General features: G+C 63.4%; 20 protein-coding genes. 1 reads left to right on the top strand and 19 read right to left on the bottom strand.

What is annotated here, in order from left to right:
- Window positions 1-36: 36 nt before the first annotated feature.
- Window positions 37-630, bottom strand: coding sequence for a TcpQ domain-containing protein (locus ACSQ89_RS42470; RefSeq protein ID WP_436298156.1), 594 nt, complete (start codon window positions 628-630; stop codon window positions 37-39).
- A 373-nt stretch (window positions 631-1003) separates the two neighbouring features.
- Between ACSQ89_RS42470 and ACSQ89_RS42465 the strand changes: the two genes are divergently transcribed.
- Entirely contained in the window at window positions 1004-1717 is a 714-nt protein-coding gene (locus ACSQ89_RS42465; protein ID WP_436298155.1) for a hypothetical protein, read from the top strand.
- Between the two features lie 28 nt (window positions 1718-1745).
- Here the strand turns inward: ACSQ89_RS42465 and ACSQ89_RS42460 are convergent, their stop codons facing one another.
- The 18 genes from ACSQ89_RS42460 to ACSQ89_RS42375 all read right to left on the bottom strand — a co-directional run bounded on the left by ACSQ89_RS42460 (window position 1746) and on the right by ACSQ89_RS42375 (window position 20909).
- Window positions 1746-2099 carry a hypothetical protein gene (locus ACSQ89_RS42460; RefSeq protein WP_436298154.1) on the bottom strand — a complete coding sequence of 118 codons (354 nt, stop codon included), beginning with the start codon at window positions 2097-2099 and terminating at the stop codon, window positions 1746-1748.
- On the bottom strand, window positions 2092-3375 hold the full coding sequence (locus ACSQ89_RS42455; protein ID WP_436298153.1) for an RNA-guided endonuclease InsQ/TnpB family protein: 1284 nt from the start codon (window positions 3373-3375) through the stop codon (window positions 2092-2094). The genes ACSQ89_RS42460 and ACSQ89_RS42455 overlap by 8 nt, the downstream gene beginning before the upstream one ends.
- 14 nt (window positions 3376-3389) lie before the next feature.
- Window positions 3390-3743: a hypothetical protein gene (locus ACSQ89_RS42450; protein ID WP_436298152.1), complete on the bottom strand. Its 354-nt coding sequence runs from the start codon at window positions 3741-3743 to the stop codon at window positions 3390-3392.
- Between the two features lie 131 nt (window positions 3744-3874).
- Window positions 3875-6178, bottom strand: a complete 2304-nt coding sequence (locus tag ACSQ89_RS42445) for a DotA/TraY family protein (RefSeq protein WP_436298151.1) — start codon at window positions 6176-6178, stop codon at window positions 3875-3877.
- 684 nt (window positions 6179-6862) lie between these two features.
- Window positions 6863-7210, bottom strand: coding sequence for a hypothetical protein (locus tag ACSQ89_RS42440; RefSeq protein ID WP_436298150.1), 348 nt, complete (start codon window positions 7208-7210; stop codon window positions 6863-6865).
- A 75-nt stretch (window positions 7211-7285) separates the two neighbouring features.
- Window positions 7286-7585, bottom strand: coding sequence for a hypothetical protein (locus ACSQ89_RS42435; RefSeq protein WP_436298148.1), 300 nt, complete (start codon window positions 7583-7585; stop codon window positions 7286-7288).
- A gap of 625 nt (window positions 7586-8210) precedes the next feature.
- Entirely contained in the window at window positions 8211-8702 is a 492-nt protein-coding gene (locus ACSQ89_RS42430) for a hypothetical protein (protein WP_436298146.1), read from the bottom strand.
- A gap of 15 nt (window positions 8703-8717) precedes the next feature.
- Complete coding sequence (locus ACSQ89_RS42425) at window positions 8718-9401, bottom strand: hypothetical protein (RefSeq protein WP_436298145.1); 684 nt, start codon at window positions 9399-9401, stop codon at window positions 8718-8720.
- Between the two features lie 11 nt (window positions 9402-9412).
- On the bottom strand, window positions 9413-10447 hold the full coding sequence (locus ACSQ89_RS42420) for a hypothetical protein (RefSeq protein WP_436298144.1): 1035 nt from the start codon (window positions 10445-10447) through the stop codon (window positions 9413-9415).
- A complete protein-coding gene (locus ACSQ89_RS42415) occupies window positions 10416-11576 on the bottom strand; it encodes a hypothetical protein (protein ID WP_436298143.1) in 1161 nt (386 codons plus the stop codon). The genes ACSQ89_RS42420 and ACSQ89_RS42415 overlap by 32 nt, the downstream gene beginning before the upstream one ends.
- Window positions 11577-11755: 179 nt before the next feature.
- Entirely contained in the window at window positions 11756-14965 is a 3210-nt protein-coding gene (locus ACSQ89_RS42410) for a TraM recognition domain-containing protein (protein ID WP_436298141.1), read from the bottom strand.
- Window positions 14966-15036: 71 nt separating this feature from the next.
- Entirely contained in the window at window positions 15037-15789 is a 753-nt protein-coding gene (locus ACSQ89_RS42405; RefSeq protein WP_436298140.1) for a hypothetical protein, read from the bottom strand.
- 32 nt (window positions 15790-15821) lie between these two features.
- The gene (locus ACSQ89_RS42400; RefSeq protein ID WP_436298139.1) at window positions 15822-16991 is read right to left on the bottom strand and encodes a thioredoxin fold domain-containing protein; all 1170 of its coding nucleotides are present in this window, start codon (window positions 16989-16991) and stop codon (window positions 15822-15824) included.
- On the bottom strand, window positions 16960-18594 hold the full coding sequence (locus tag ACSQ89_RS42395; RefSeq protein ID WP_436298137.1) for a secretion/conjugation apparatus DotM-related subunit: 1635 nt from the start codon (window positions 18592-18594) through the stop codon (window positions 16960-16962). The genes ACSQ89_RS42400 and ACSQ89_RS42395 overlap by 32 nt, the downstream gene beginning before the upstream one ends.
- Window positions 18483-18980, bottom strand: coding sequence for a lytic transglycosylase domain-containing protein (locus ACSQ89_RS42390; protein WP_436298135.1), 498 nt, complete (start codon window positions 18978-18980; stop codon window positions 18483-18485). The genes ACSQ89_RS42395 and ACSQ89_RS42390 overlap by 112 nt, the downstream gene beginning before the upstream one ends.
- Window positions 18965-19546 (bottom strand): hypothetical protein, encoded by a 582-nt coding sequence (locus tag ACSQ89_RS42385; protein WP_436298134.1) that lies wholly within the window; start codon window positions 19544-19546, stop codon window positions 18965-18967. The genes ACSQ89_RS42390 and ACSQ89_RS42385 overlap by 16 nt, the downstream gene beginning before the upstream one ends.
- A gap of 3 nt (window positions 19547-19549) precedes the next feature.
- Window positions 19550-19954, bottom strand: a complete 405-nt coding sequence (locus tag ACSQ89_RS42380; protein ID WP_436298132.1) for a hypothetical protein — start codon at window positions 19952-19954, stop codon at window positions 19550-19552.
- 214 nt (window positions 19955-20168) lie between these two features.
- Window positions 20169-20909, bottom strand: a complete 741-nt coding sequence (locus tag ACSQ89_RS42375; RefSeq protein WP_436298131.1) for a bactofilin family protein — start codon at window positions 20907-20909, stop codon at window positions 20169-20171.
- Between the last annotated feature and the right edge of the window lie 377 nt (window positions 20910-21286).

Below are 21286 nucleotides of genomic sequence, written 5' to 3'. Positions count from 1 at the left end.
CGATCGTTGTGCGGGATGGGCGGCTTCGCGCGCGAATCAGTTGCTCATCCGATCGCAGAGCTCGGCCCTGGGAACGACGCGCAGCACCTTGTTCGAATAGAAGCAGGGCTGAAGGGGCATGTTTGTCAGGTCCGTGCTGGACAGCAGCGCGCGGACGGCGCCTTTGAAGTCGACGCCGAGATCGGCGGAGGAGAGAACCGGCAGATCGAAGGGGACGGTCCAGTGCTCGGCGTCATGCGTCCAGCCAGCACGCTTGGACCAGCTAACCAGCGCCTCACGAATCGTCCTGTCGCTTCGAGAGATGGTGAAGGGTTGCGCCACCGCAGCTGCTGGTGCCGCCGGTACGGCGCCTCCCACCGGAGTTGCCACCGCACCCTCCCCCGCGGCGGCGCCCTTGGGGGCGACAGGGGCCGGCGCTGGCCGGTTGTCCACGAAGCCAGCAAGCGCGCTTCCCGTCGAGGCCGCCAGGACGAGTGCGAGAAGAATCGCGCGATGTGCGCTGGTCGTTGCCCGCGCCGAGGCGCGTCGAGGTGCGGTCATGAACATTGCTTGAGGAGGAAGGAGGCCGATCGGCTGCGGGTGGATGGGGGAACGACGGAAGCGGAGATGGCCCGAGAACATGGAGAACATGGCTGCGACTGGACGGCCTTGCGGCTGTGTCATCTGTCTCGCGAGCATTTTTGATCCGTTTTTTGTTCCCCGTAAGAAGGTCGCTACAAAAGAATGTGCACGGATTAAAACATGGTCATTCTTTGCGTTGCAAGGATACGATCGATGTTGGCGATGCAATTTTGCAAATCCGCGCCCGACTTCCGTTACGAACGTATTGAGTCGGCCGATCCCCCACAGAGGGCCATCTGCGCATGACAACCTCTCAGGGACGCTGAGCTCGGAGTGCCGCACATCCCGGCCGCCTTAGGCCTTCCCCCGAGATCGAGGCGCTGACCTGGGCGCAAGCGGACGATCCACGTCCCTGCGCAATCCGGAAGAGCAGTTTCTGGTGATGGCGACCGACGAGATCTACGAGCGCTATGGCTATCGCGTCCTGGGCTCCGGGCCCAGCGAAGCCCATGCTGCGGCGTCGGCAGAGATCGCCTTGCGCTATCACTCCCAACAACCGACTGACTTCTATCCCGACCTGGTTGGGCACGCCTTCAAGGTGAGCTCGAGCAGGTCAGGCGCGATCGCTGTGTGGTACTGCGTCGATCCGCAAGGAAAGGTCGTTGGCCAGGCCGATGGCAAGCGCGAGGCGGCTAAGGACGCCCGGTTCGCGCTCCTGTCGGCGCGGCCGGTCAGCGAGATGAGCAAAGAGGAGTTCGCCTTCCTGGCAACACCTGTCCGGGTGCAAGCCGGATTCGGGCGACGGGACAAGCCGACACTTCTGGACGACGACTCGACCGAGTTCCGCCGATTCATCGCCCGGATTTACCGGCACGCTCCGGAGATGGCCGCCGTGGGCGAGAGCCTCGACGCCTTCGTCCAACGAGTGCGCTCGGGCCTGCAGGACTTCCGCATTGGCGACAGCCCCATGGTCTATCTGCCGATCCGCGACCTGGCCGGTACCTCACCGATGACCTTCCACCTGGTCTTTCACACCGGAGATCTGTCCGCAGAGGAGGCGGTCATAGCGAGCTACGAGATCGAGCGCCACTCGCAACTCGAGCAGCTCGAACTGGAACAGCAGCCCGAGGAAGCCGCGGCGGCGCCGCGCGGCTGACGCGGTCGGCCTGGTCGAACCAGGACGCTTAGGCGCTCGCGGTGGCCGTGCCCAGTTTGGTGGGCAGGCCTTGGATATGCTCCCGCGCGATCGCGTCATTCGGCGCCATCGCCGCAAGGTTGGGACGACGGCTCGAGTCGGGCGGCGAATTGCCTGTGCTGTGCGCGAATGCCTCGAAGCCAAGGTAGTCGCAAACCTCGGCGATGGACAGGCCGGCCTCGCCATCCAGCGTCAGGTACTTATGCCGAATCAGGGCGATGAAACCCGCCTGGGAAGGTCTGTTCGCCCTGCCGTTCAATGCGAGAAAAGGAAGCTTCCCTTGACATCCTCCCCGCCCTTGAAGGACGAGGATTCCTGCTGAGGCAGACTGCGCTTTACGCACATGCCACTCCTTCGGAGGGTTCCTGCTTCGCCGGGGCTGCGCGCTTCGTCCTTGCGGAAGCTGCGCGTCTGACCACCCCTCCACAGGCATCGGGCTTCGTCAAAGAAGCCCAGGCCGCGTGCCCCGCGGCCAGAATGTTCTTGCTCGCATGCACGTCGGCATGCTCAACGTGCCCGCAGGCCACGCAGGCGAAGATGCTTTGCGTCTTCCTGTTCTCGGCCGCTTCGTGGGCGCATATACGGCACGTGCGGCTGGTGTAAGCGGGCGCGACCTTGACGACAGCGCCGCCGGCGGCCGCCGTCTTGAAGTCGAGCTGTCTCCCGAATTCGCCCCAGGCCTGGTCGAGGATCGAGCGATTCAAACCCGCCTTCTGGCGCACCTTGCTGCCCGGCTGCGTTGCGTTGCCACGCGCCGAGGCGCTCATCACGGCGATATGAAGGTCCTCGATCACGATGACGGGATGTTCGGCCGCCAGGCCGCTCGTGAGCTTGTGCAGCCAGTCGTTGCGCTGCTGCGCGATACGCCTGTGCAGTTTCCGCAGCTTGACCGCCGCCTTCTTGCGATTGCACGAGCCTTTCACCTTGCGGCTGACGCTGCGCTGATAGCGCCGCAGGCGCCGCTGCTGCGCGGCCAGGGCCGCGAGCGGTGCGATCAGCCGTCCATCCGAGAGGCCCGCAAAGTTCGCGACGCCAAGGTCGATGCCGAGCGTCGGCGCGACGCCAGCACCAGGCAGCACGCCCGGCCGCAGCGTCTGGATGGCCACATACCAGCGCTCCCCCTCACGGGTGACGCTGGCATTGCGCAGCTCGCCCTCGACTTGCCGACTCATGCGCATGCGCACCCAGCCGAGCTTGGGCAGCTGGATGCGAGCGTTGCTCGCGTCCAGTTTGAATTTCTGGTTGTCCGGAAACCGGATGCCCGACTCATCGCCCCGCTTCTTGAAGCGGGGATAGCCGGGCGCCTTCCCCGTCTTCCTCGCCCTCGCATTGTCGAAGAACCTCTGGAACGCCGCTTCCAATCGCTTCAAGACATGCTGCTGGGGATGCACGGGGCCTTCGGCCAGCCACCGCGTTTCTGGGGCGTTGCGCCAGGCCGTGAGCCACTTGGCCATGGCCACGTAGTTGGCATAGGGCTCACCGCGTTCCCGCCTCGCCTGCTGTTCTACCAACGCACGATTCCAGAGCCAGCGCAGCATGCCTGCATAGCGGGCCAGCTGCTTCTCCTGCGCTGGGCGCGGGCGAAGCTGGAAGCGATACGCTCGGAGGGTGTCGGGCATCTGAGAACGGCAAATTAGGAACGGCGGGGCATGGTGAACGTCGCGCCAAGTTCTCGGACAGCGTCCCAGTTTCCGTTGGTCGCCCTGATCGTGTCTTTTGCGTGGCGAACGATACGGTCTCGCAAGGCGGCGTCCCTGACCAAGGGGTGATCGGGCACATACTTTGCCAGTTCGGCCGCATACGAATACCGAAGTGCTAAGTTGCCCGCATTCTGACCAATGAGGGTGTCGTAATCCTTCTGAATCTCGTCGCGCTCGGCCGCTATCTGGTTGACTGCCTGTTGATACCTGGCCGCCGTCTCGATTTGGTCTGCCGCGTTGCGGTTTCGCTCGATCCCGCGGTGCATATCTGCGTAAAAGTCATCCATTCCAGCCACGGTGATCGTCCTTCTATCTTGTAAGCGTAGCCGCCCCGAACCGGGTGCTCAGAGCAATTACTTGTCAGTATGCCGAAAGCAACAGTTTCCGCGCTAGGTTCATCTAGACCGCCTCGGATGAACTACTCCTGCTCCGGCTTCGGCCTTCGTGGTTTCTTACCGACTGATCCCACCTGTGGCAGCTGAGGGCCGTCCGCCGCAGCTCCCCGCTTCGGCCCCATCGCACCAGACATACCGTTTTGCCCGAACCGACCGAACGCCATGAACTGGCCGCGGGTGTTCTGTTCCGCCTCGCGTCCGAGCTGCGCCCCGATCGCCTTGCCGGCCCAGGCCAAGGCCTGGTCGGGCAACATCACCGACAAGTTGCTCAGGGTGGTAACTAGCGTATGCATCAGGATCCAGAAGATGAACAGAAACCCGATGACCGAGAAAATGCCCGTGATCGAGTTGCCCTGCACATTCGACATCACTGAGGGATACAACCAGAAAAGGAAGCTGCCCATGACCATGATGAGCGCGGCCGCGGCGACGAACCCTAGCAGCATTAGGAACGGGCGAAAGAGCATATTGATGATGAACAAGTAGCCGGTCTCCGTCCGCTGGCCCATCCCCTCCCCGTTGGCATCCAAGTGCACGAAGGCCCAGATCGGGCCCGCTGCGACGCCTTCGAAGAAGATCGTCAGATATTGGACCAGGCCGCCCCACCAGTTTACGAACGGAATCATCGGGATCCACAGGCTCATGATCATGCCGACGATGAAGAGGCCACCCACGATCGCGGGCAGCAGCGGACCAAGCGCCTTGAGGGGGGCGAGGACCTTGCCGATGGTGCTCCCGCCGATCTTCATCACCGTGCTGGAGATGATGTTGGTGCCGGTGCTGCTGTCCGTGAGCTCGTTGACGTACGAGTACACGGTGAAGAGGGACTCGGCTGCGACCATCAGGTAGTCCCCTATGTTCTTCATGGCAATGATCGGATCGATCATCCGAAGCTCGCCGTTGGTGCTCATGCCGCCATTTGCCGTCGACGTCGCGCCACCAGCACCCGCGGTGGACATATCGATCAGATCCATGGCGAAGGTCTGCCCCAGGCTGCAGTTGCCGGTCGGGCGATAGCCGGGCGGCGTGATAGCGCCAGCGACAATCCGGCACAGCCCCTGCCAGGACGACTCGCCGGCGGCAGAGTTTGCGTTGGACGCATCGGATGACGCCGCGGCGCTCGACGTGTTGAGCCCCGTGAGAACGGCTTCCAGCGCCGTGTTAAATCCCCCGTCGGTGTTCTTCATGCCCATGGGGATCGGCGCGAAGCTCACCGACTGAGCTGCCTGAGCAACTGCAGCATTGACCTCGGCAAGGGTCGCGTACCAGGCGCCGGCGCCGAACCAACCGAACTTCTTCATTGACTCAACCGCCTGGGAAGAGAGTGCTTTGGCTCCCTGCTGTGCTTCCCCTGCTTGAGGCTGGATCGCGGTGTAGTAGGTCGTCGCGATGCCTTCCAGTTGAAGGACGGGCACCACAGGCCGCGCGCCACCGGTGGTCTGATATGTCTTGTAGTCGCGATACCACTGATCTGCCAGCGTCGCGATCTGGTTCACGTAGTTGCCAAAGTTCCCTGTCGCCCGCGCCTGCATCGCCTGCGCGATTCCGTCGTAGTCGACCGAGGCAACACGGTAGCCGACCGCGGAACTCCCCGAGCGGCTGCCGTCACTGACTGTGGCGGTCACCTTGACGCCACCGCAGAAGTCGCGCGCATCGGGCTTGCCATACTGGACACCCGTGATCCCGCCCGGTGTGGTCGCGGTCACTCGCTCAGCCGTCATATCCAGCCCGTTCGCCTCCTGGGCGGCCGCGTAGTCGTTCTGGGCGTTCATGCAGATGCGCGCGCGGAAAACGGCGAACGCAGCTTCTTCCAACGATGCGCCGCCCTGAGCCTTGGGACTGACGAACGACGGCGACACGAGCGTCGTCATGTTGTTGGTACCGTTCACCATGGCATCGAAGCCAAGATTGGCAGCGCCAATTCCGAGCGTGGTCGCGAACACCAGGACAGCCTGGGAGAGCGAGAAGCCGCCGAAGGCGGGAATCAGGCTGGCCACGCCCGTCACCATCCGGATCGGCAGCCACACCTGGGAGAGTTTTTTGCCCATCAGCTGGCCCTCGTGAGCCGTCTGGACGATCGCCACGCCGATTCCGTAGGTAGCCCAGATGGTGCCCGCCACCAGGATGAACGTGTTGAACACCAGGAACATGGATCCCAACAGCGTCGACGCGCTACCGATCGCCGCGAAGGGGTTCGTGAAGAAGGTGCCCAGGAGCGCCGTGAATGCCTGCGTCGACATGTCCGACGATTTGGTCGCGTCCAAGTAAGGCTGAGTCAGCTGGCCGGTACCGCTACTCTGCGCCGCGGCGATGCCGGCGAAGAGCATGGAGCCCAGGACCGCGAGAAACCCTCCGAGGACTTGCGCCACCGATCGCGATCGAACGCGCCGGTGCATCATCCGGCCGGCCCGGCTTGATTTCGGACCTGCAGATACTGGGATGGCAGCGTGGGCGAAACGCATAGAGGATCCTGACTCAACCGTTGTTCTTGCCGACTCACGTCGGGATTCGGCATCTTCGGCGCGACTGGTGATCTACCTCGGACGTCGATTGCCTGCCGTTTTAATCCGTACAGCACTACTGTCACGGACGAACGGGCTCTTGCCGATGGTATCAGTGGGTTTTACGAAGAGACCGGATTTTTAGAACTCGGTGCTGGGGCCGCGCAACAGCCAACGGTTGGGTACCCGGAGGCGCAGGTCCTCCGCCTGTGGCATTCTTTCGTCCGCAGCAACTCGAGTACCGCCTATGAAGCCTTCCACCGTCGACACACCCCGGTCGAGTCCTCATCGAGCTATCGGCAAGCTGAGATCGCAGCGCATCTGTCAGAGCGCGTCCACCTTCTGAGAGAGAACGCCAGGCTGTGGAAGATCATCAATCGGCTCTGGGTCACAGCCTTTGTGTTGTTCTGCGCTCTCGTTGTTTCACTTGCCTTCCTACTGCGGACGCCGCCCTCGGCCACCGATGAGCTGGTCGAGCCTCCCCAAGTCGAGCGCCTCTAAGGCAAGGGATCAGCCCGGCCGGCAGCCGCCGCAGCCTTCAAGGAAGGCCGCAAAACGCTTCATCCAAGCGAGGTGCTTCTCCGCGGCGAGCTTCTCCTCTTTCGGCGTGCCCACGGCATCCAAGAGCGCCTGTTCCTCAAAGTGCCGCTCGCAAGTGCCGTCAGCCAGCGCGCCATGGATGGCGGTGGCCAAGATCTCTGCATCCCTCGCGTCGATGAGCGGATAGAAGGGAAGGTCGGGGTACACGTCGGATGTGATGCATTCGTGCAGGGCGACCCATATATCGCTGCTCGGAAAGCGGATCTCCTTGCCGGCCTCGCTTGTCGGCGCGTCGCCCGTAAAGACTGTTTCATCCATCCGAGCCATTTGAACAGTGAGCGAGGTGCAACACAACCGCGGGGGCTGTCGTTTTCGGGAGAGCCCAGCCCAGACTCACCACTGCGTCCACCATTGCTTCAGGCGGCGCAGCAAGCGCATGGGACCCTCCTCCTCCTTGATGCGGTCGAGCCGCTCACGATAGAGCGCGCGCTGCGTGGCCACTGCGCCCCGCAGCGCGCCGAGATTGTGTTCCGTGTACGCCCATACACCTTGCACGACGAAGTTGCCTGGCATGCTCACGTCGGGCTTCGGTCGCGCATGCACATTAGTGGCACCGATGCTCCTGAGCAGTTCGGTTCGCGGAAATCGTGACGTCAGGAACATCGTGACTTCGACCAGCAGGAGGGGACCCAAGATGCGATTGAGCCTCCCGAATGAAGGCGATGGTCGAAAGCGACTGATGCGAACTTCCGACCCATCCGAGGTCACTTCGACCGGATCCAGGATGCCAAGAAGGCGACCTCGTCGTAGACGAGCATGAGCTCGCCCAGTTCGTATTCTGATAGGTCCTGCCCCGCGAGGTGCAGCTGTTCAAAGGTCACAGTATGGGGTCAAATTCCAGTCATTCGACAGCCGACGCGGCGGTGAAGAAGGACTGACGTCTCATGCGTTTCGTTCGTCCTCGTAGCCGACGCTTCGCTCAGACGAAGGCCGAGAACGTTATAAAGCATAAGCACCCATTGCCCTGTCAGACCAGGGGGACACCACCATGCCAGACGAGAAGACTGTTGACGGCCAGCACCAACTGCGCATCAAGTGCGGCAGATGTCGGGGGTCGGGGTGGGTCTGCGAAGAACACCCAGGCCGGCCATCCGCGCTTGTGTCCGATGGCGGGTGCGATTGCGGAGGCGCTGCCGCGCCCTGCGCATGCAACCCTTGCGCCGTCTACGCCTTCACGGAGGTGTACGCGTCAGTCGACGATCCGCCACCCGCGCCGCTGACCAGACATTGAATGCAGGAGGTAGGCGGCGTGGGGAGATCAGGCGATCCGCTCGCCCTGATTCGCGCTGGCGCGAGCCTCGTACGCTGCAAGCGCCTGGCTGTTGAACGGCTGGCCAGCCTTTTGCGCCGATCGAATCGCCTGCTCATGGGCCAGTGCAACCAGGAAGTCGGCGCCGACAGACGGGAGACGCGCCTCGTCGGCAAACAGCGCCATGCATACGTCGCCCAGCCGCATGATCCAGTGCGCGCCGGGCGAACTGCAGACACCTGCGGCCTGCGCCTCTTCGATCAAGGCGCGCGCCGCGGTGTTGAGGTAGACGTCGATCATCGATGGCGAGGAGAGCTCCACTCGGCCCATGTTTTCCACGTGCGCGAGGAGACAGTCGCGAAGCCGCTCGAGATCTTCGTTCGACAGCGAGATTTCGCGCGCGGGCGGCGCGCCCAGCCGACGCACCTCCTTGGCCTTGGCGGCCAGCACCAAGGTCTGTCCCAGCGCCTCGTCGGCGCTCATCATGGCGAAGTCCAGCATCATCTCTCTCGCAGCCTAAAACGTGATTTTGATCTCATTGTCTTGCCGCACAGCAGCTTCGACGATTTTCTTGGGGTCGGGACGGAAGGTGATGACGTTCAGCTTCGCAACCACCGCCTCCCGCTTGTTCGTCTTTGGCGCAACCCGAACCATCGCATAGTGGACGAAGGCCTTGACATAGGGGCGCTCGCGCATGAACCGCCACACCGCGGACGGGTACTTCATGAGTAGCCACTCCAGGCTCAGCTCTGTCGCCGCCTTGTACTCCTTCGAAGTCACGCGACCTTCCAGGTACGAGAGCACGATGTCCTTCACTTCCTTTTCGTAGTCAGCGCGCATGCGGCCCGACGAAAGAATTCCCGAGCTACGAACGAGTTCCTCGGTCACGGAGGTCGTGGACTCCTTCAGGTTGTCGAAGAACATCCAAAGGTCCAGCTCGTACAGGAGCTTGCCCTCGTCGATCGAGGCCTTGGAGAAATAGATGCTCGCATCGGCAATCGATCGCGTCCCGTGAATTCCCCAGGAGAACTCGTCGGGCAGCTCCTTCGGGTTGGTGCCTTCGATGTGCACCAACGTATCACGGTAGTCGACAACAGTCGGACGCTGGTCAGCCAGATAGAAGGACCGGAAGAAGGTCGCGCCTTGCGCGCGCCCGATGCGCTTCTCCATCTTCGACGGGAGGACAAATGGATGCTTCATTTCGGCGCAGATCAGAGTGTCAAGGGACGGATTACTTGTGGCATTGCAGCTCCACGAGCGGCCGTGCGCGACGCGCCAGGAACGCGGCCGCGACGGTTGTGCTGCATGCCTGGCACAGGCACGGGAGCGCGCTTCTCGAAATCGCCGCCGCGAACCTGGTGAACGATCGCGGACACGCGCTCGAGGGTTTCTCTCGGGTGCGGCATCGACATCACCTTTCGCAACAGGAGGGCCACCACCATGCGCGAACCTCCTTCGGTCTTGTCCATCCAGCGGTAGGCGGTAGACGAAGAGCGATCAAGCGCGGCGGTGAAGCGGACCGAGTAGTGCGTTTCCGCAAAGGCACGATCGGTCTCGCTCGTGCCGAACTTCTTGATCAACGGCTCGTACAACGTCTTGAAGACCTCGTCCGCGGTGTACGGGCGCCACGGCGCCGGCGAGGGGCTGATCTCATACAGCCGGGCGAGCAGCTCGACGTCAAAGGGCACGACCTTCGAGGAGCGCAGTAGCACGGTGAATGCGAAGCGGTTCTGCAGGCCAAGCGCAGACGCGAACTCCGCGGCGTTCAGGCCGAAGCGCTTGCCCAGGATGTCCAGGTCGCGCCCGGTGAAAGGCCGATCCGTCCACGGCTTCAGGAGCTCGGAATGATCGATCTCCATGTCTTTCTTGATCGTGGGAAGGCCCGGCCGCTTTGGTCGACCGCGCAATGCTTTCGCCTGGGCCTTGGCTTCCTTCTTGGCCTGGCGCTCGGCATCCCTCGCGGCTTCGCGAGCCTTCTTCTTCTCCGCTCGCTCCAGATTTCGAGCCGCGCGCTCTTCTTCCTGCTCGCGGAGTCGCTCGGCGCGCTGCTGCGCCCTTTCCTGTTCCCGTTGCTCGCGCGCTTGTGTGCGAGCGAGCAACTTCATCTCGGACAGGGTACGAGGCTTCCGGAGGCCCTTCTTCGCTGGAGCGCCCCGGGATTTCTTGACCGCCGCCTTTGCCCGAGGCTTCACAGCGGACTTGGCGGGGGCCTTTTTAGCCGCGAGGGCGGTCTTGTTCATGCTCATCGTTCGAATTCTTTGAAATCAGTGCGGCCTTCAGTCGGGCGATGCGCTCCGGCGAGGGGCTCGGTAGGTCAATGCCGGAATCGGGCTCAACCTCGATGGCAAGTGCATGGCGCTCGGCCGCAGTCGGCGCTGGGGGTTCCGCCGTCGCCACGCGATCAAGCCTGGCAGGCCAGTCGGGCAATGCGTCAACAACCTGCGCGCGAGCGGCGATGCTGGCGACGTCCATGCCTTGCTGCTTGAGGTGCAGGAGAGAGTTCTCGATTTCTCCTCGCAGCGCGGCGGCATTCAGCGCGAGGGCGCCGCGCTCCACATGGAGTCGGCGAATCTCGGCGCCCGGCAAACCGCCCGCATCGGGACTTGCAAGGACCTGGTCGAGCAGCTGATCGGCGGGCTTGTCACCCACCGCAGCCAACGCGACCAGCTGGGTCTGAATCTGTTCGTCAATGACGCGTGCTTTTGCTTCGGACTCGGCCACCTTGGAGACGAGGTTCTTGAGGAGGGAAACCGCCATCGTAGTAGGCGCCTCGTGAAGATCCATATCCTCAGGGTCCGGAAACTCGTTGGAGACGTCCTGCATCACGCTCCGGACGGTGTCGGCGTCCAGCGGGAGCTGGCCACCATCCGTCTTCGGGCCGACGTAGGACTTCGGGAAGCCAAAAGGCCCTTTCAGCTTCACCGGCGAGGGGCCGCCTTCTTCAGGTGACGAGGGCACCCTGTCGTCGTCGTCAAGACCACTGCCGGATGCGTCCACAGGCTCGATAGGCGATCCGTGGGCCGGCGACATCACGTTGTTGCGATCGAGAACTGCTGACTTCGGACCATTCGAATCTGAATGTGTGGTGCCGTCCGCAGGCGCATTTCCGGAAAGGCCAACCCGAAACGGGCGCGTAATCCACCTGAAGAAGTTCAGCAGCATGTCGATCAGCGACTGCACTGAAGCGGTTGAACCGCGCCAGAGCTTCTCCGCCGTCTCCCGAATGAGGCGCGCGGCATCCTCGAGCGAGATTGAGTTTTTGGGCTGCAGGCCGTGCGCCAGCTCCGGGTCGCCAGCGTGCGCCTGGCCGCCAGCGGCTGCGGCCACGGCGCTCTTTGCGAAGGACAGATTCGAAGCGGTTTTCAGTGCGGTCATGGCGCGTGGATTATTGTCATTCCAAAGACCGCATCAGAAATCCAACGCGGCTCCCTCCAATTTTCCACGAAATAAGTGCTGCACAAACGAATATATGCACTACGCCAGATTTTATCAACTAGGGATTTCTGTCGTATCGCCAGGAAGCGACAGAACTTACAGCACGAATCAAGCCATGCCTACATGCCGTCACCCAGACTGGCCAGGAACTCATCGACGCTCTGATCCTTGCCATCGGTCGGCAGCTCGTCCTCCTCGACCGGCGTCACCTGCGCGGCAACAATACGCTCGGTGATCTGCGCTGCGGCGACGGGGTCTGGCCCGCCAAGTGCCGCCTCGACCGAAACCACAAGGTTACGAGTGCGATCGTCGAACCCGATCGCATCGGGCCCCACCTTCTTGAGCGTCGTCTCCGCGCCCGCCAAGGCGTTGGAGACCCAACCTTGATTCTGCCCCAGGGTAGCTGAGGCTGGGACCTTCGGAGGTGCTCCTTCGCCGGCGGCGCCATTATGCGTGGGATGGGGCGATTTTCCGCTACCAGCGCCATGGTTTTGTTCGTGCACGACCTTCCCCGTGGACAACATCGCCACGATCGTTGCCTTCACGGCTGACGACAAAATGTCCGGGGCAAAGATGTCGCCAGCCGACACCCGCTGCTCAGCGTTGGTCGGGCGCGGCGTCGGCGCGACGGAGGAGGTCTGTCCGTCGAGCTCCGCGAAGAGGGCCAAAGGATCGACCGGCGTTGATTGCGGCTCGGGCACTGGCGGCACGGCTCCCGAAGGCTCCATGGCGCCGTCGATGAATGCGTCGACATCGAGGCCCACGGGCTGCGGACGAACCGGTGCTGACGCGGCCACAGGTGCAGCGGCCTTCGCAGGCGCAACCGGGAAGGCGGGCACCGCGGGCGGCGGGCGGCGAACTGGCGAAGCTACCTCCTCCACCGGCCTGCGTTCGAAGATCGCATCGTCCAGGTAGGAGAAGGGGTCGTCATTCACCTCGGCAGCGGCCGCCGGTGGCGCCGGGGGCCCCGCGGGCGGCGGCGCGGCGCTGTCGGCCGAGGCCGGCGGCGCTGCTGGCGCCCCGGCCGGCCGGCTGAACGATGCGAATTCGCCCGAAGACGGAAGGCCGACGCTCTCCTCAGGATCACCGGATGCCGCCGCCTGGCCGCCGGGCAGGCCGGCGCCTGGCTGAGCGGTGTTGCCGACGCCCGCGTCCGTAAGGGGGCGGTCGCCGCCGCCGAGCGAGCCGCCAGCACCTGCTGCTCCGCCGACGATGATGCCCAGGTCCTCTGCGGCCCTGCGAGCGGCGACGTACAGTGCAGCGCCGCGCTCAGCGCCAGTGATGCTCGCAGGCAGGCCCTGGGCCACCATGGACACCCGGCCGATCAACATGTCGTCTTCGACCTGCAGGTTGGGGCTCGTCTTGTAGGTCAGGATGTCGATGAGCTTCAACCCGCGCGATACCTTGTCGTCTAGCGCGTCCGCCTTGATTGCATTTGCCTCGACCTCCGCCATCGAAACGGGGCGCACCTGAAGGAACCGGTTCAGCCGGAACGTCTTCATCTTGTACTTGTCGAGGTAGTCGCCCACATAGAAGCCGGCGATACCGAAGGACTTGCCCCGCGTGTTGATCAGGCCCTGCCCGGTCTTCATGCTCTGCATGTCGTCGATCGTCACGCGCTCGACGGTCTCGACCGACACAGCCTTGTCGCGTCGGAATCCGCCGGCGTTGAGCTCGTACTGGTTGTAAACGGCCACGCGCGCTTTGCCCACGTAGTCGGAGATGAGCTTCTGGGTCTTCTGCGCATCGTCGATCCGCATGAAGTACTTGGCCACTGCGTTGGCCAGCATCGCGCCGGCTTCCGCCGCCCTGCTGCCTTCGGTGAGCTTCTCGATGTCCTGGGCCGCAGCGATCATCGACATGCCGAGCGAACGGGCCTGCGCAAACATCACCGCGATGCCGTCCGAGAAGTAGTAGCCCAGCTCGTCCAGTGCGACCAGGTACGGGTAGTTCGCCTCGGTGGCCTTCGAGTCGAGCACCAGGGACCGGTCACCTTCGATATCGGCGCCGAGGTTACGTCCCATCATCACCCGCAGACACGCGATCGCGAGCTTGCCCAGGTTCTCGGCTTCGGAGGCCGACTTCTCCAGCGACGGGATCATCATCACCAGCACGCGGTTGTTCAGCGCCACGTCGACCATGTCGATCTCGGAGTACTTCGCGCGGAAGATGTGGCCGTAGGTCTTGTCCAGCAGGTTGAGCGCCGGCATGAGCTGGCCGATGCGGTAGCCGTGCTGGTCGTAGGTCGCCTGGTCCTGCTCGGTCTTCTGGGCAGGCTTGCCGGCCGCCGCCGTCGGCGCTCCACGCCCCCCCACGCCACGATCACTCGGGAGACCGGTGCGGCTTGCCGAGTTCGGATCGGGCGGCAGGTTGTACTTGGCAATCACGCGATCGACCATGAAGCCCGGGCAGCCGCCTGACTCGCAGTAGCTCTTGATGCCAACGAAGCCGTAGGACCACTCGCCTTTGGCGATGTATTCCTTGTAGCCTTCCGCGTAAAGCTCCTCGACCTTGGGCAAGCCCATGTAGTCGATGTAGGTGCCGACGGAGATCTCGAAGCCTTGGGTGTCGCGCTTGTAGCAGAGGGCAGCCACCAGGGACCGCCAGAAGTTCAGCGCCTTCTCCTGCCAGCTCTTGCCATCCCCTTCCGCCTTCGGCAGCAGGTTGGCACCCATCTGGATCTGCGTGTCCGCGTCCGAGTCCGAGAACGTGTTGATCATGTTCGTCCGCCGGCGCCGCGACGCGCGGATCTTCTCCGGCGAGCTGCCGCCGATCAGGAAGTTGAGCGCGAGAAAGTCATCGTCAGCACCCAGCATGCGGCACATGGCCATGAGGTCCAGCGGCATCTTGTTATCGGCCTTGCCGTCGGCCAGGAAGAAGCCAGAGCCCCAGCAGAGGGCGTTGTAGAACATGCCCTTGAGGGTCTCGGACTTCCCCGAACCGGTTGAGCCCAGGATCAAGAAGTGGGTGCGCAGGTCCGAGTCCGCCATCCACACCTCGCGGAAGTTCTCGTATGGGTTGGTCGACCGCACATGCCCGACGTACATGATCCCGTCGCCCTCCTTGCCCTTCTCGTCCTGGCCGTCCGGCGGGTACCGCAGCGGCAGGATCACGCGATAGCTCAGGTGCGTGAAGAAGAGGAAAAGAAAAGCCACCACCCAGATGATCCAGAGAGGCTTGAGAGCGATCATCGCCAGAAGGAGGAATCCGACATTGACCGCCAGGAACGAGGGCTTGGAAAGCTTCTCAGCGTACTTCTCGCCCCACGAGCGGACGTCCGCAATGTTGCGTGAGAGCTTTACTTCCTGGTGCTGTTCGATGAGAGCCATGTGCGGTCCGATTCAGCGCGCGCGCTGGACGTGAAGGTGAAGAGGAGGCGTCTGTCGCAGCAACGCGGCGGCTACACCGCGGCGCCGGCCTTGCCGGGATCCTCGGGGTCGGCGGTGCTCGAGGCGAACTCAAACCCCGCCACTTGCAGGCCGAGCACCGAGGGCGGCGTTTCCTGGAGCTTCTGCGTGATCTGCAGCGCAACCCCCAGCGGCCCGACCATGCCCACCCGAACCATGGCAGCTACTTGCTCGTCGCTCCCCTTGAGGATGTCAGCTGCGATGCTGCAGAGAACGTCGTTCGCGTCCTCCAGTTCTTTCGCATCCGCCGTACCAGAACCTGGTTTCTGACGGTGGAGCGGATGGGCGATCCAGTTGCGGGTGCGCTCGAGCAGCGCGCCGGCCTGGAGTGTTCCAGCCTGGTGAGCCTTCTCGACGTCCACGATCGCCGCCATGACAGCACCCATCACCCCGCGCACGAACTGCTCGCGCATGACGTTGTTCGTGGACGTGTGAACAGCGACGGCAGACACCGCGTTGTCAGGCGCGGCGATCTCCACGATCAGCGACGCGATCGAAAGCGTCTCGCGCGACTCCAACGCCTCGAGGACGCGCTCGACCCGACGTGGGTTGACCTTCGGAAGCAAAGCGCCGCTCGCCCAGGCCTTGGCCGCAGCGCGCAGGCCGTCGTCGAATGCGGTCACGCAATCAGCCACCTCCGGCGACAGCTCTGATGGCACATCGCCCTGAGCGGGCTCCGGTGCGGGCGAGCGATTCACCAAGCCGCGCATGCGCGCGAGAAAGCCGCTGAAGGGGTTTGCTGACATGGGCGGATCCAGTGGCGACGGTTGCGCGATGCTCAGCGGACGGGCGTCAGGGGAGCGTCAGCCTTTAAGCCGCCATTCGCCACGAGCCACTTGTTGATGTCGTCGAGCGAGCCGGAGCCGGCGATCACCCTGCCGGTCGCCGACACGAGGGTCGGGGTACCGGAGAAATTCAGTGCCACGAAGGCGCCGTTCGCCTTCAAGGCCTTGTCAGACGCGCCGGGGCAATTGCCGTCGCTCACCGCGTCGCCCACCGGCGCATAGCCACCGATGGCTGCGGACCAGGCAGAGACGGTGTCCTTGGCGCACAGCACGCGCTTGACGGTCTCTTCCGAGCCGTCCTTGAACGACACGGGCACGATCACTGGCACGAAGCGCGGATCGACCTGCGAAAGTTTCAGCTCAAGGTCCTTGCACGATGGGCAGTTCGGGTCGCTAAAGATGACGAAGGGCTGGCCCGACGGACGCATCTGGATGCCCATCTCGCGCGTCGCGTTAGCCACGACTTGCATTTCCGTGGGGGACAAGGCCTCGCCAAGGGTGCGGTCGCGCAGCTCGGGAGGAAGCGAGGAGTCAGGTGACGCCTGCCACTTCGCGGCCCTTTCGCTTGGGGAAGCTGTGTCTGCATGCCAGTTGCTCGTCGTCTGCGCGACTCCGGCGTTTCTTGCCTTGCACTGCGTCAGCATCGTTACGCATAGCACAGCGCCCATGAACATTAGGAACGCCCGAAGCAACTTGCCAGCACTGCGCAGCAATGCGCGCGGCGTGTTGACCTGGGCGATCAGACGCTCCGCAGCGCGCCCGAGGATACTCGGCTGCGACGCGCCAGCGCCCGGCACCATGCGTGCCGGGTCCACGAACTGACTGATGATTGCCCGATAGGCAACCAGGTCCCGCAGCGGCTCCCCATCAGGTTCGACGTGCGACGACCAAACGAGCGAGTCGTTGCAGTGCAGTTCCAACAGGGAGGCCGGGCCGTTCCACCAAATCTTCCAGACTTCACCAGCCCGGATCGCAGTCCAGATGGGTAGACGCGCCGTGCCGCGCGCCGCTACAGAAGGCTCGTCGAGTGCAACGAAGCTGAATGGAACCCCGACCAAGGAGAGCGTCGGGTACGGGCTCGTGTCGATGGGCTTTGCGTTTTGTTCGTGCATTTGTTCGTCGGGTTGTAATTCAGAAATCGAGGCCACCAGCAGCTGAGCCACCACGAGCGCCAGCACCGCCAGCCGCGGCCGCCAGGGCCGCGAAATCCGCCATGGACTCGCCGGTACCCATCAGGGACTGGGCGCCATCGCGGGCCTTGCTATTGAATCGGCGAGACGACTCCTCGCGTTCGCCGCGGGCCTCGTCGTCGAAGCGGGTGTCCGCGTTGGCGACGTGTAGCGCTTCCGCCGGCGGCAGCGGAGGAGCCTGGAGCTTCACGTTGTTCGCGCGGAGCCAGATCTGACCATCAGCCCACCACTTATCTTCGTCATCTTCGGTACCGTTCACGTGGTGGTTCCAGGTCTCGACCATCGCCTCCTCGGCCGGCTGCACGACGATCTGCGGGTGACCCTGGGGGCTGATCGGCACGAGACCCGCTTTCGCGGCCTTGCGCTCGAAATCGAACTGGCACCACACGGCTGCCGATTCGGTGTGCGGCACCTTCCGGAGCACCGTGTTCAGCACGTAGAACAGGATGCGGTCCTGTGGCTTGAGCCAGATCCATTGACGGTGAGTGACCTTGCCTTGGCGCTTCGCCATGAAGAAGAGCGCGTACAGGTAGGTGTACTCCCAGTGATGGACAGCGAAGAGGTTCGCGGCCCGCTCATGCAGCCGGTACTTGTCGAAGATCCACTGCGCGACTTTGAGATTGGGCAGGCCCTCCGCGTGGTTCATGCACGAGTAGTTGAGGTCGTTCATTGCGCGCTCGTAGTCCTTCTTGCCGTCCTTCCCACCGAAAGCGTGCGCAACCAGCAGCGCGTACATCACCTTGCCCGCCGGGCTCATGCGATCCGGATAGACGACCTTCCTGCCGCGATCGTGGAGGATCGAGACGAGCTGAATGCCCAGCATGTTGCTCTTGAGGCGGTTGGTGCCCTTGATCAGCTTGGGCTCGCCCTGGAAGTACAGGCGGACCTGATCGAGGTTGACCTTGTTGTCCGTCAGCATCGGCTTGCCGTTGATCTTCTGCTTCATGAGGACCTCTTCAGGCCAGACCTGACGCCGCCACTTGGGTAGCTTGTCCATGATCAGCTGCGATCCCAGGTGCATCACCGGCACGACGCCCGAGAAGCGACGCGACAGGATCTGGGTCAGCGTTTCCGGGGTCGGCCTGCGCGCAAGCTTGTTCGCACTGCGCGTGAAGGTCCAGGCGACCGCGCTGGCCATGGCGATCGCCGTCAACACAACCAGCGGGAAAAGCGCCAGGTCGGCGAACCGAAGGAACTCGATCAGCGGCACGTCCTTCGGCCGCGCGCGGAAGGCGTCGTAGAGGTAGCTCACGCGGCCCCACGCCTCCCCGCCGCCAGGGACCAGGTTGTAGAGCCATCCGCATGCCTTGAAGATCGGAGACCAGTAGTAGACGATCCGGTTGGAGCCCGTGAACCAGAGCGCCCCACCCAGGATCAGGACCACCAGGGCCATGCCGAGGACCATCTGAATGGCCTGGCTCTCCGCATTGGCGGCATTCGAGCTCGCGCTGTTTCCTCTTGCCATCAGAAGGCCCCTCGCTGCAAGATGCCAACGTGTGCGTCCCACACCTTGGCGATGTACTTTTGTTGAAGCTCGGCCGAGTTGGGCGAGTGGTAGCGGGCAGCCGCGCACCACAGGTCACCCTTGCACTGGGCGGCGCGAGATTCCTTGCGCAGGATGTACGACTGAGCCATCAGGGCCTGGCAGTTGTCATTCAGGAGGCGCTCCGGCACGATGCCGTAGTTCTTCATCAGATGCGGCGCCCACCACTTCGTGTTGATCTGCGCGATACCCAAATCGCAGCCGCCCCCAGCGTTATTGCAGTTCACCGCTTGCTTGCCCCGCGATTCCCACTTCACGATAGCCAGGAGCAGCATCGCCGGAACGCTGTATCGGTCCGCCGCCGCTTGGACGCAGTTTGCTGGCAGCTGCGCGGGGAGGGAAACCTTGACCTGGCTGGTCTGGGCCGGCTGACCCATCCCGAGCGACCCGGCCACGACGGTGATCAGCAGAAAATCCATCGGAAGAAGTCAGGCTGGACGAGGAACGTCTTGAAGTTGATCAAGGAGCGCTTCGTGTACTGGAGCTCGACCAGCGCCCATCGAAAGGTGGTGGCCGCACCGACGGCCAGGACAGTGAGGCTCGTGGGGATCAGGATGAACGCGATCCACATCGGCACGACGAAAATCATGAAACAGACCAAGGCGAACGAGAGTGCCGTCATGACGATCGAGCCGAACTTGGCGCGGCGCGCGGCACGGATCTGGCTCATATGGTGTTGGGGGTCCCAGTCCATCACCTGGTAGAGGAACTCGAAGCGCTCTGACGGATCGGCAGGCAGTTCGTGCTCCGACCCGTCCTTGAGGATCACCGTCTTGATCGGGAGCTTCGAATCGGCAAGCAAGCGCCGACGCGTCTCGCGCGCCGCTTCCAGTGCCTCCCCGAGGTTCTGCTTGGACTTGCCGAACTGCCCCAGCGCCAGGCCGACTCCCTGGGGCACCAGGACCGTGTTGGCCACTTTGGCAGCACGGCGCAACTTCCCGCGAGGTTGCTCACCGGCGATCTTGCCGTTCTCAGGTGCGTCCATTCCTCAGCTTCCCTTCGTGGCGGTCGCACCGCTCTGGTTGTCCATCTCGAGCGCGAGGCGGAACCGCAGGAGCGGCCCGGGCTGGTATAGGGCGTTGTAGCCAACAGCCCGCACCATGGCTTCCGTGTACCGAGTCACCTTCGGCATCAGGCGTCCGACGGCCGGCGCGTTCTCGGCGAACCACTGAACCACCACCCGAAGATGAGCGCCGTGCAGCTTCGATACCCATTGGCGATCGATGGAATGAGCATGCTTGGCAATAAGGAGCACCGGGGTGTTGTTGAGCCAAAGCAAGAGCTTGTCCGAGCAGTCCTTCTGCTCCGCATCTGTCATCGGGCCGCGCTGTCGCGTGACGTCGTCGCCGAACACCAACTTCGCGAGTTCGCGCTCGAAGGTGCCCTTGGGCATGTTCGTGATCGTTGAATGCATCGGCGGCCGTCGAATCTCTTGAAGTCGTGTTAAGGCAGCGTTCCCGCCGCAGGAAGATGCCTATTGCGCGAGCACCCCAGCCGATCCCGCATGGGCAAAGGCTTGGGCGCGAATTGGGGAGCACTTGTCCCCTGCGACTGTGGACAACTGCTCCCAGCCTTCGCTAACAGTTTGGTGGCAAAGGTGCAGACGCTCAGCCGGCGTAGGCGCGCGCCGGCTCCTGCGCTTCAGCAGATTCGTCGGTCTCGACGATCGACGGCACGAGAGCGATCGCCGGGCGCGCCGCGGGCGCGGCAACGGGTGCGTGGGCAGCGGGAGCCTGAGCTGCAGCCGACTCCGACACGACCGCTTGGTCAGCGACCTCCGCGACGACAGATGCTGCGGCGGCTGGAGCCGTGTCAGGTGCGGCTGCACGTGCTGCACGGAGATCGCGCGCCGAATTGCGGGTTTGCTCGATGGCCACTCGGCGCTCTAGTGCGCGGTTGAGTTCTCCCTGAAGCAGCGTCTCGATGCGCGTATTCACCTCCGACTCCGACAGCATGCCCATTTGGGCGCTCATGTAGCCGCCGCGCTCGTAGTTCATGCAGCCAGCGGTAACGGTCACTTCGCTTGCAGTGACGCGCGAGGTGCCGTGCACCACCAGGTTCGCAGCCAGGATCTCGCCTTCGGGCGCGTCGACGACGCCGTGGATTTCCAGATGCGCCGCGAAGATCGACCCGATCACGATGCCGGAATCGGCAACGACGACCTTTCCACCGTGGAAAACATTACCCACGACGCACCCTTCGATGTGCAGGTCCTGGCCCGCACGGATGCTGATGTCGCCCATAAAGTTGGATTCCGCACCGATCACGGTCCGGGTGGTCTCGCCCTTCGACAGAAATGCCGGGATGGCTCCGATGTCGTTCGAATGCGAGTTGCTGCTGCCGTTCATGCTCAAACCCTCGTTGAATTTATTTACACCGTACTATGATATGGGCGCGAACTATAAACCGTCAACGTTACCCGCTACTTCTACACGCATGTGAGGCGCACCCGATACGACTCGCTGCGAACGATCAACCGACCTGGCCGGATCAGATGGACAGTCACAAGCCCTCCTCAAGCCCTTCCCTCAAAGATGCACTGAAGCTGGGACGCGGAAGCTCCGCCGCGGGAGCCGCCTCAACTGGCGGAAGCTCGGCCTCCGGCGGGGGCTCCGGCGCATCCGGTACCGCAGGCGCGACGGGCGCCGAGGACGCAGCCGCGGGTCTCGGTGTTGACGAGTACGTTGACCCCCTCGCTGGCGCTGGACGGGACGGAAGCCTTCAT

This window comes from Variovorax sp. LjRoot175, assembly GCF_964253805.1.
In the GTDB taxonomy this organism is placed as follows: Bacteria; Pseudomonadota; Gammaproteobacteria; order Burkholderiales; family Burkholderiaceae_C; genus Variovorax.
Note: the sequence above shows the minus strand (reverse complement) of the source record. Positions and strands in the feature narration are given on the sequence as shown.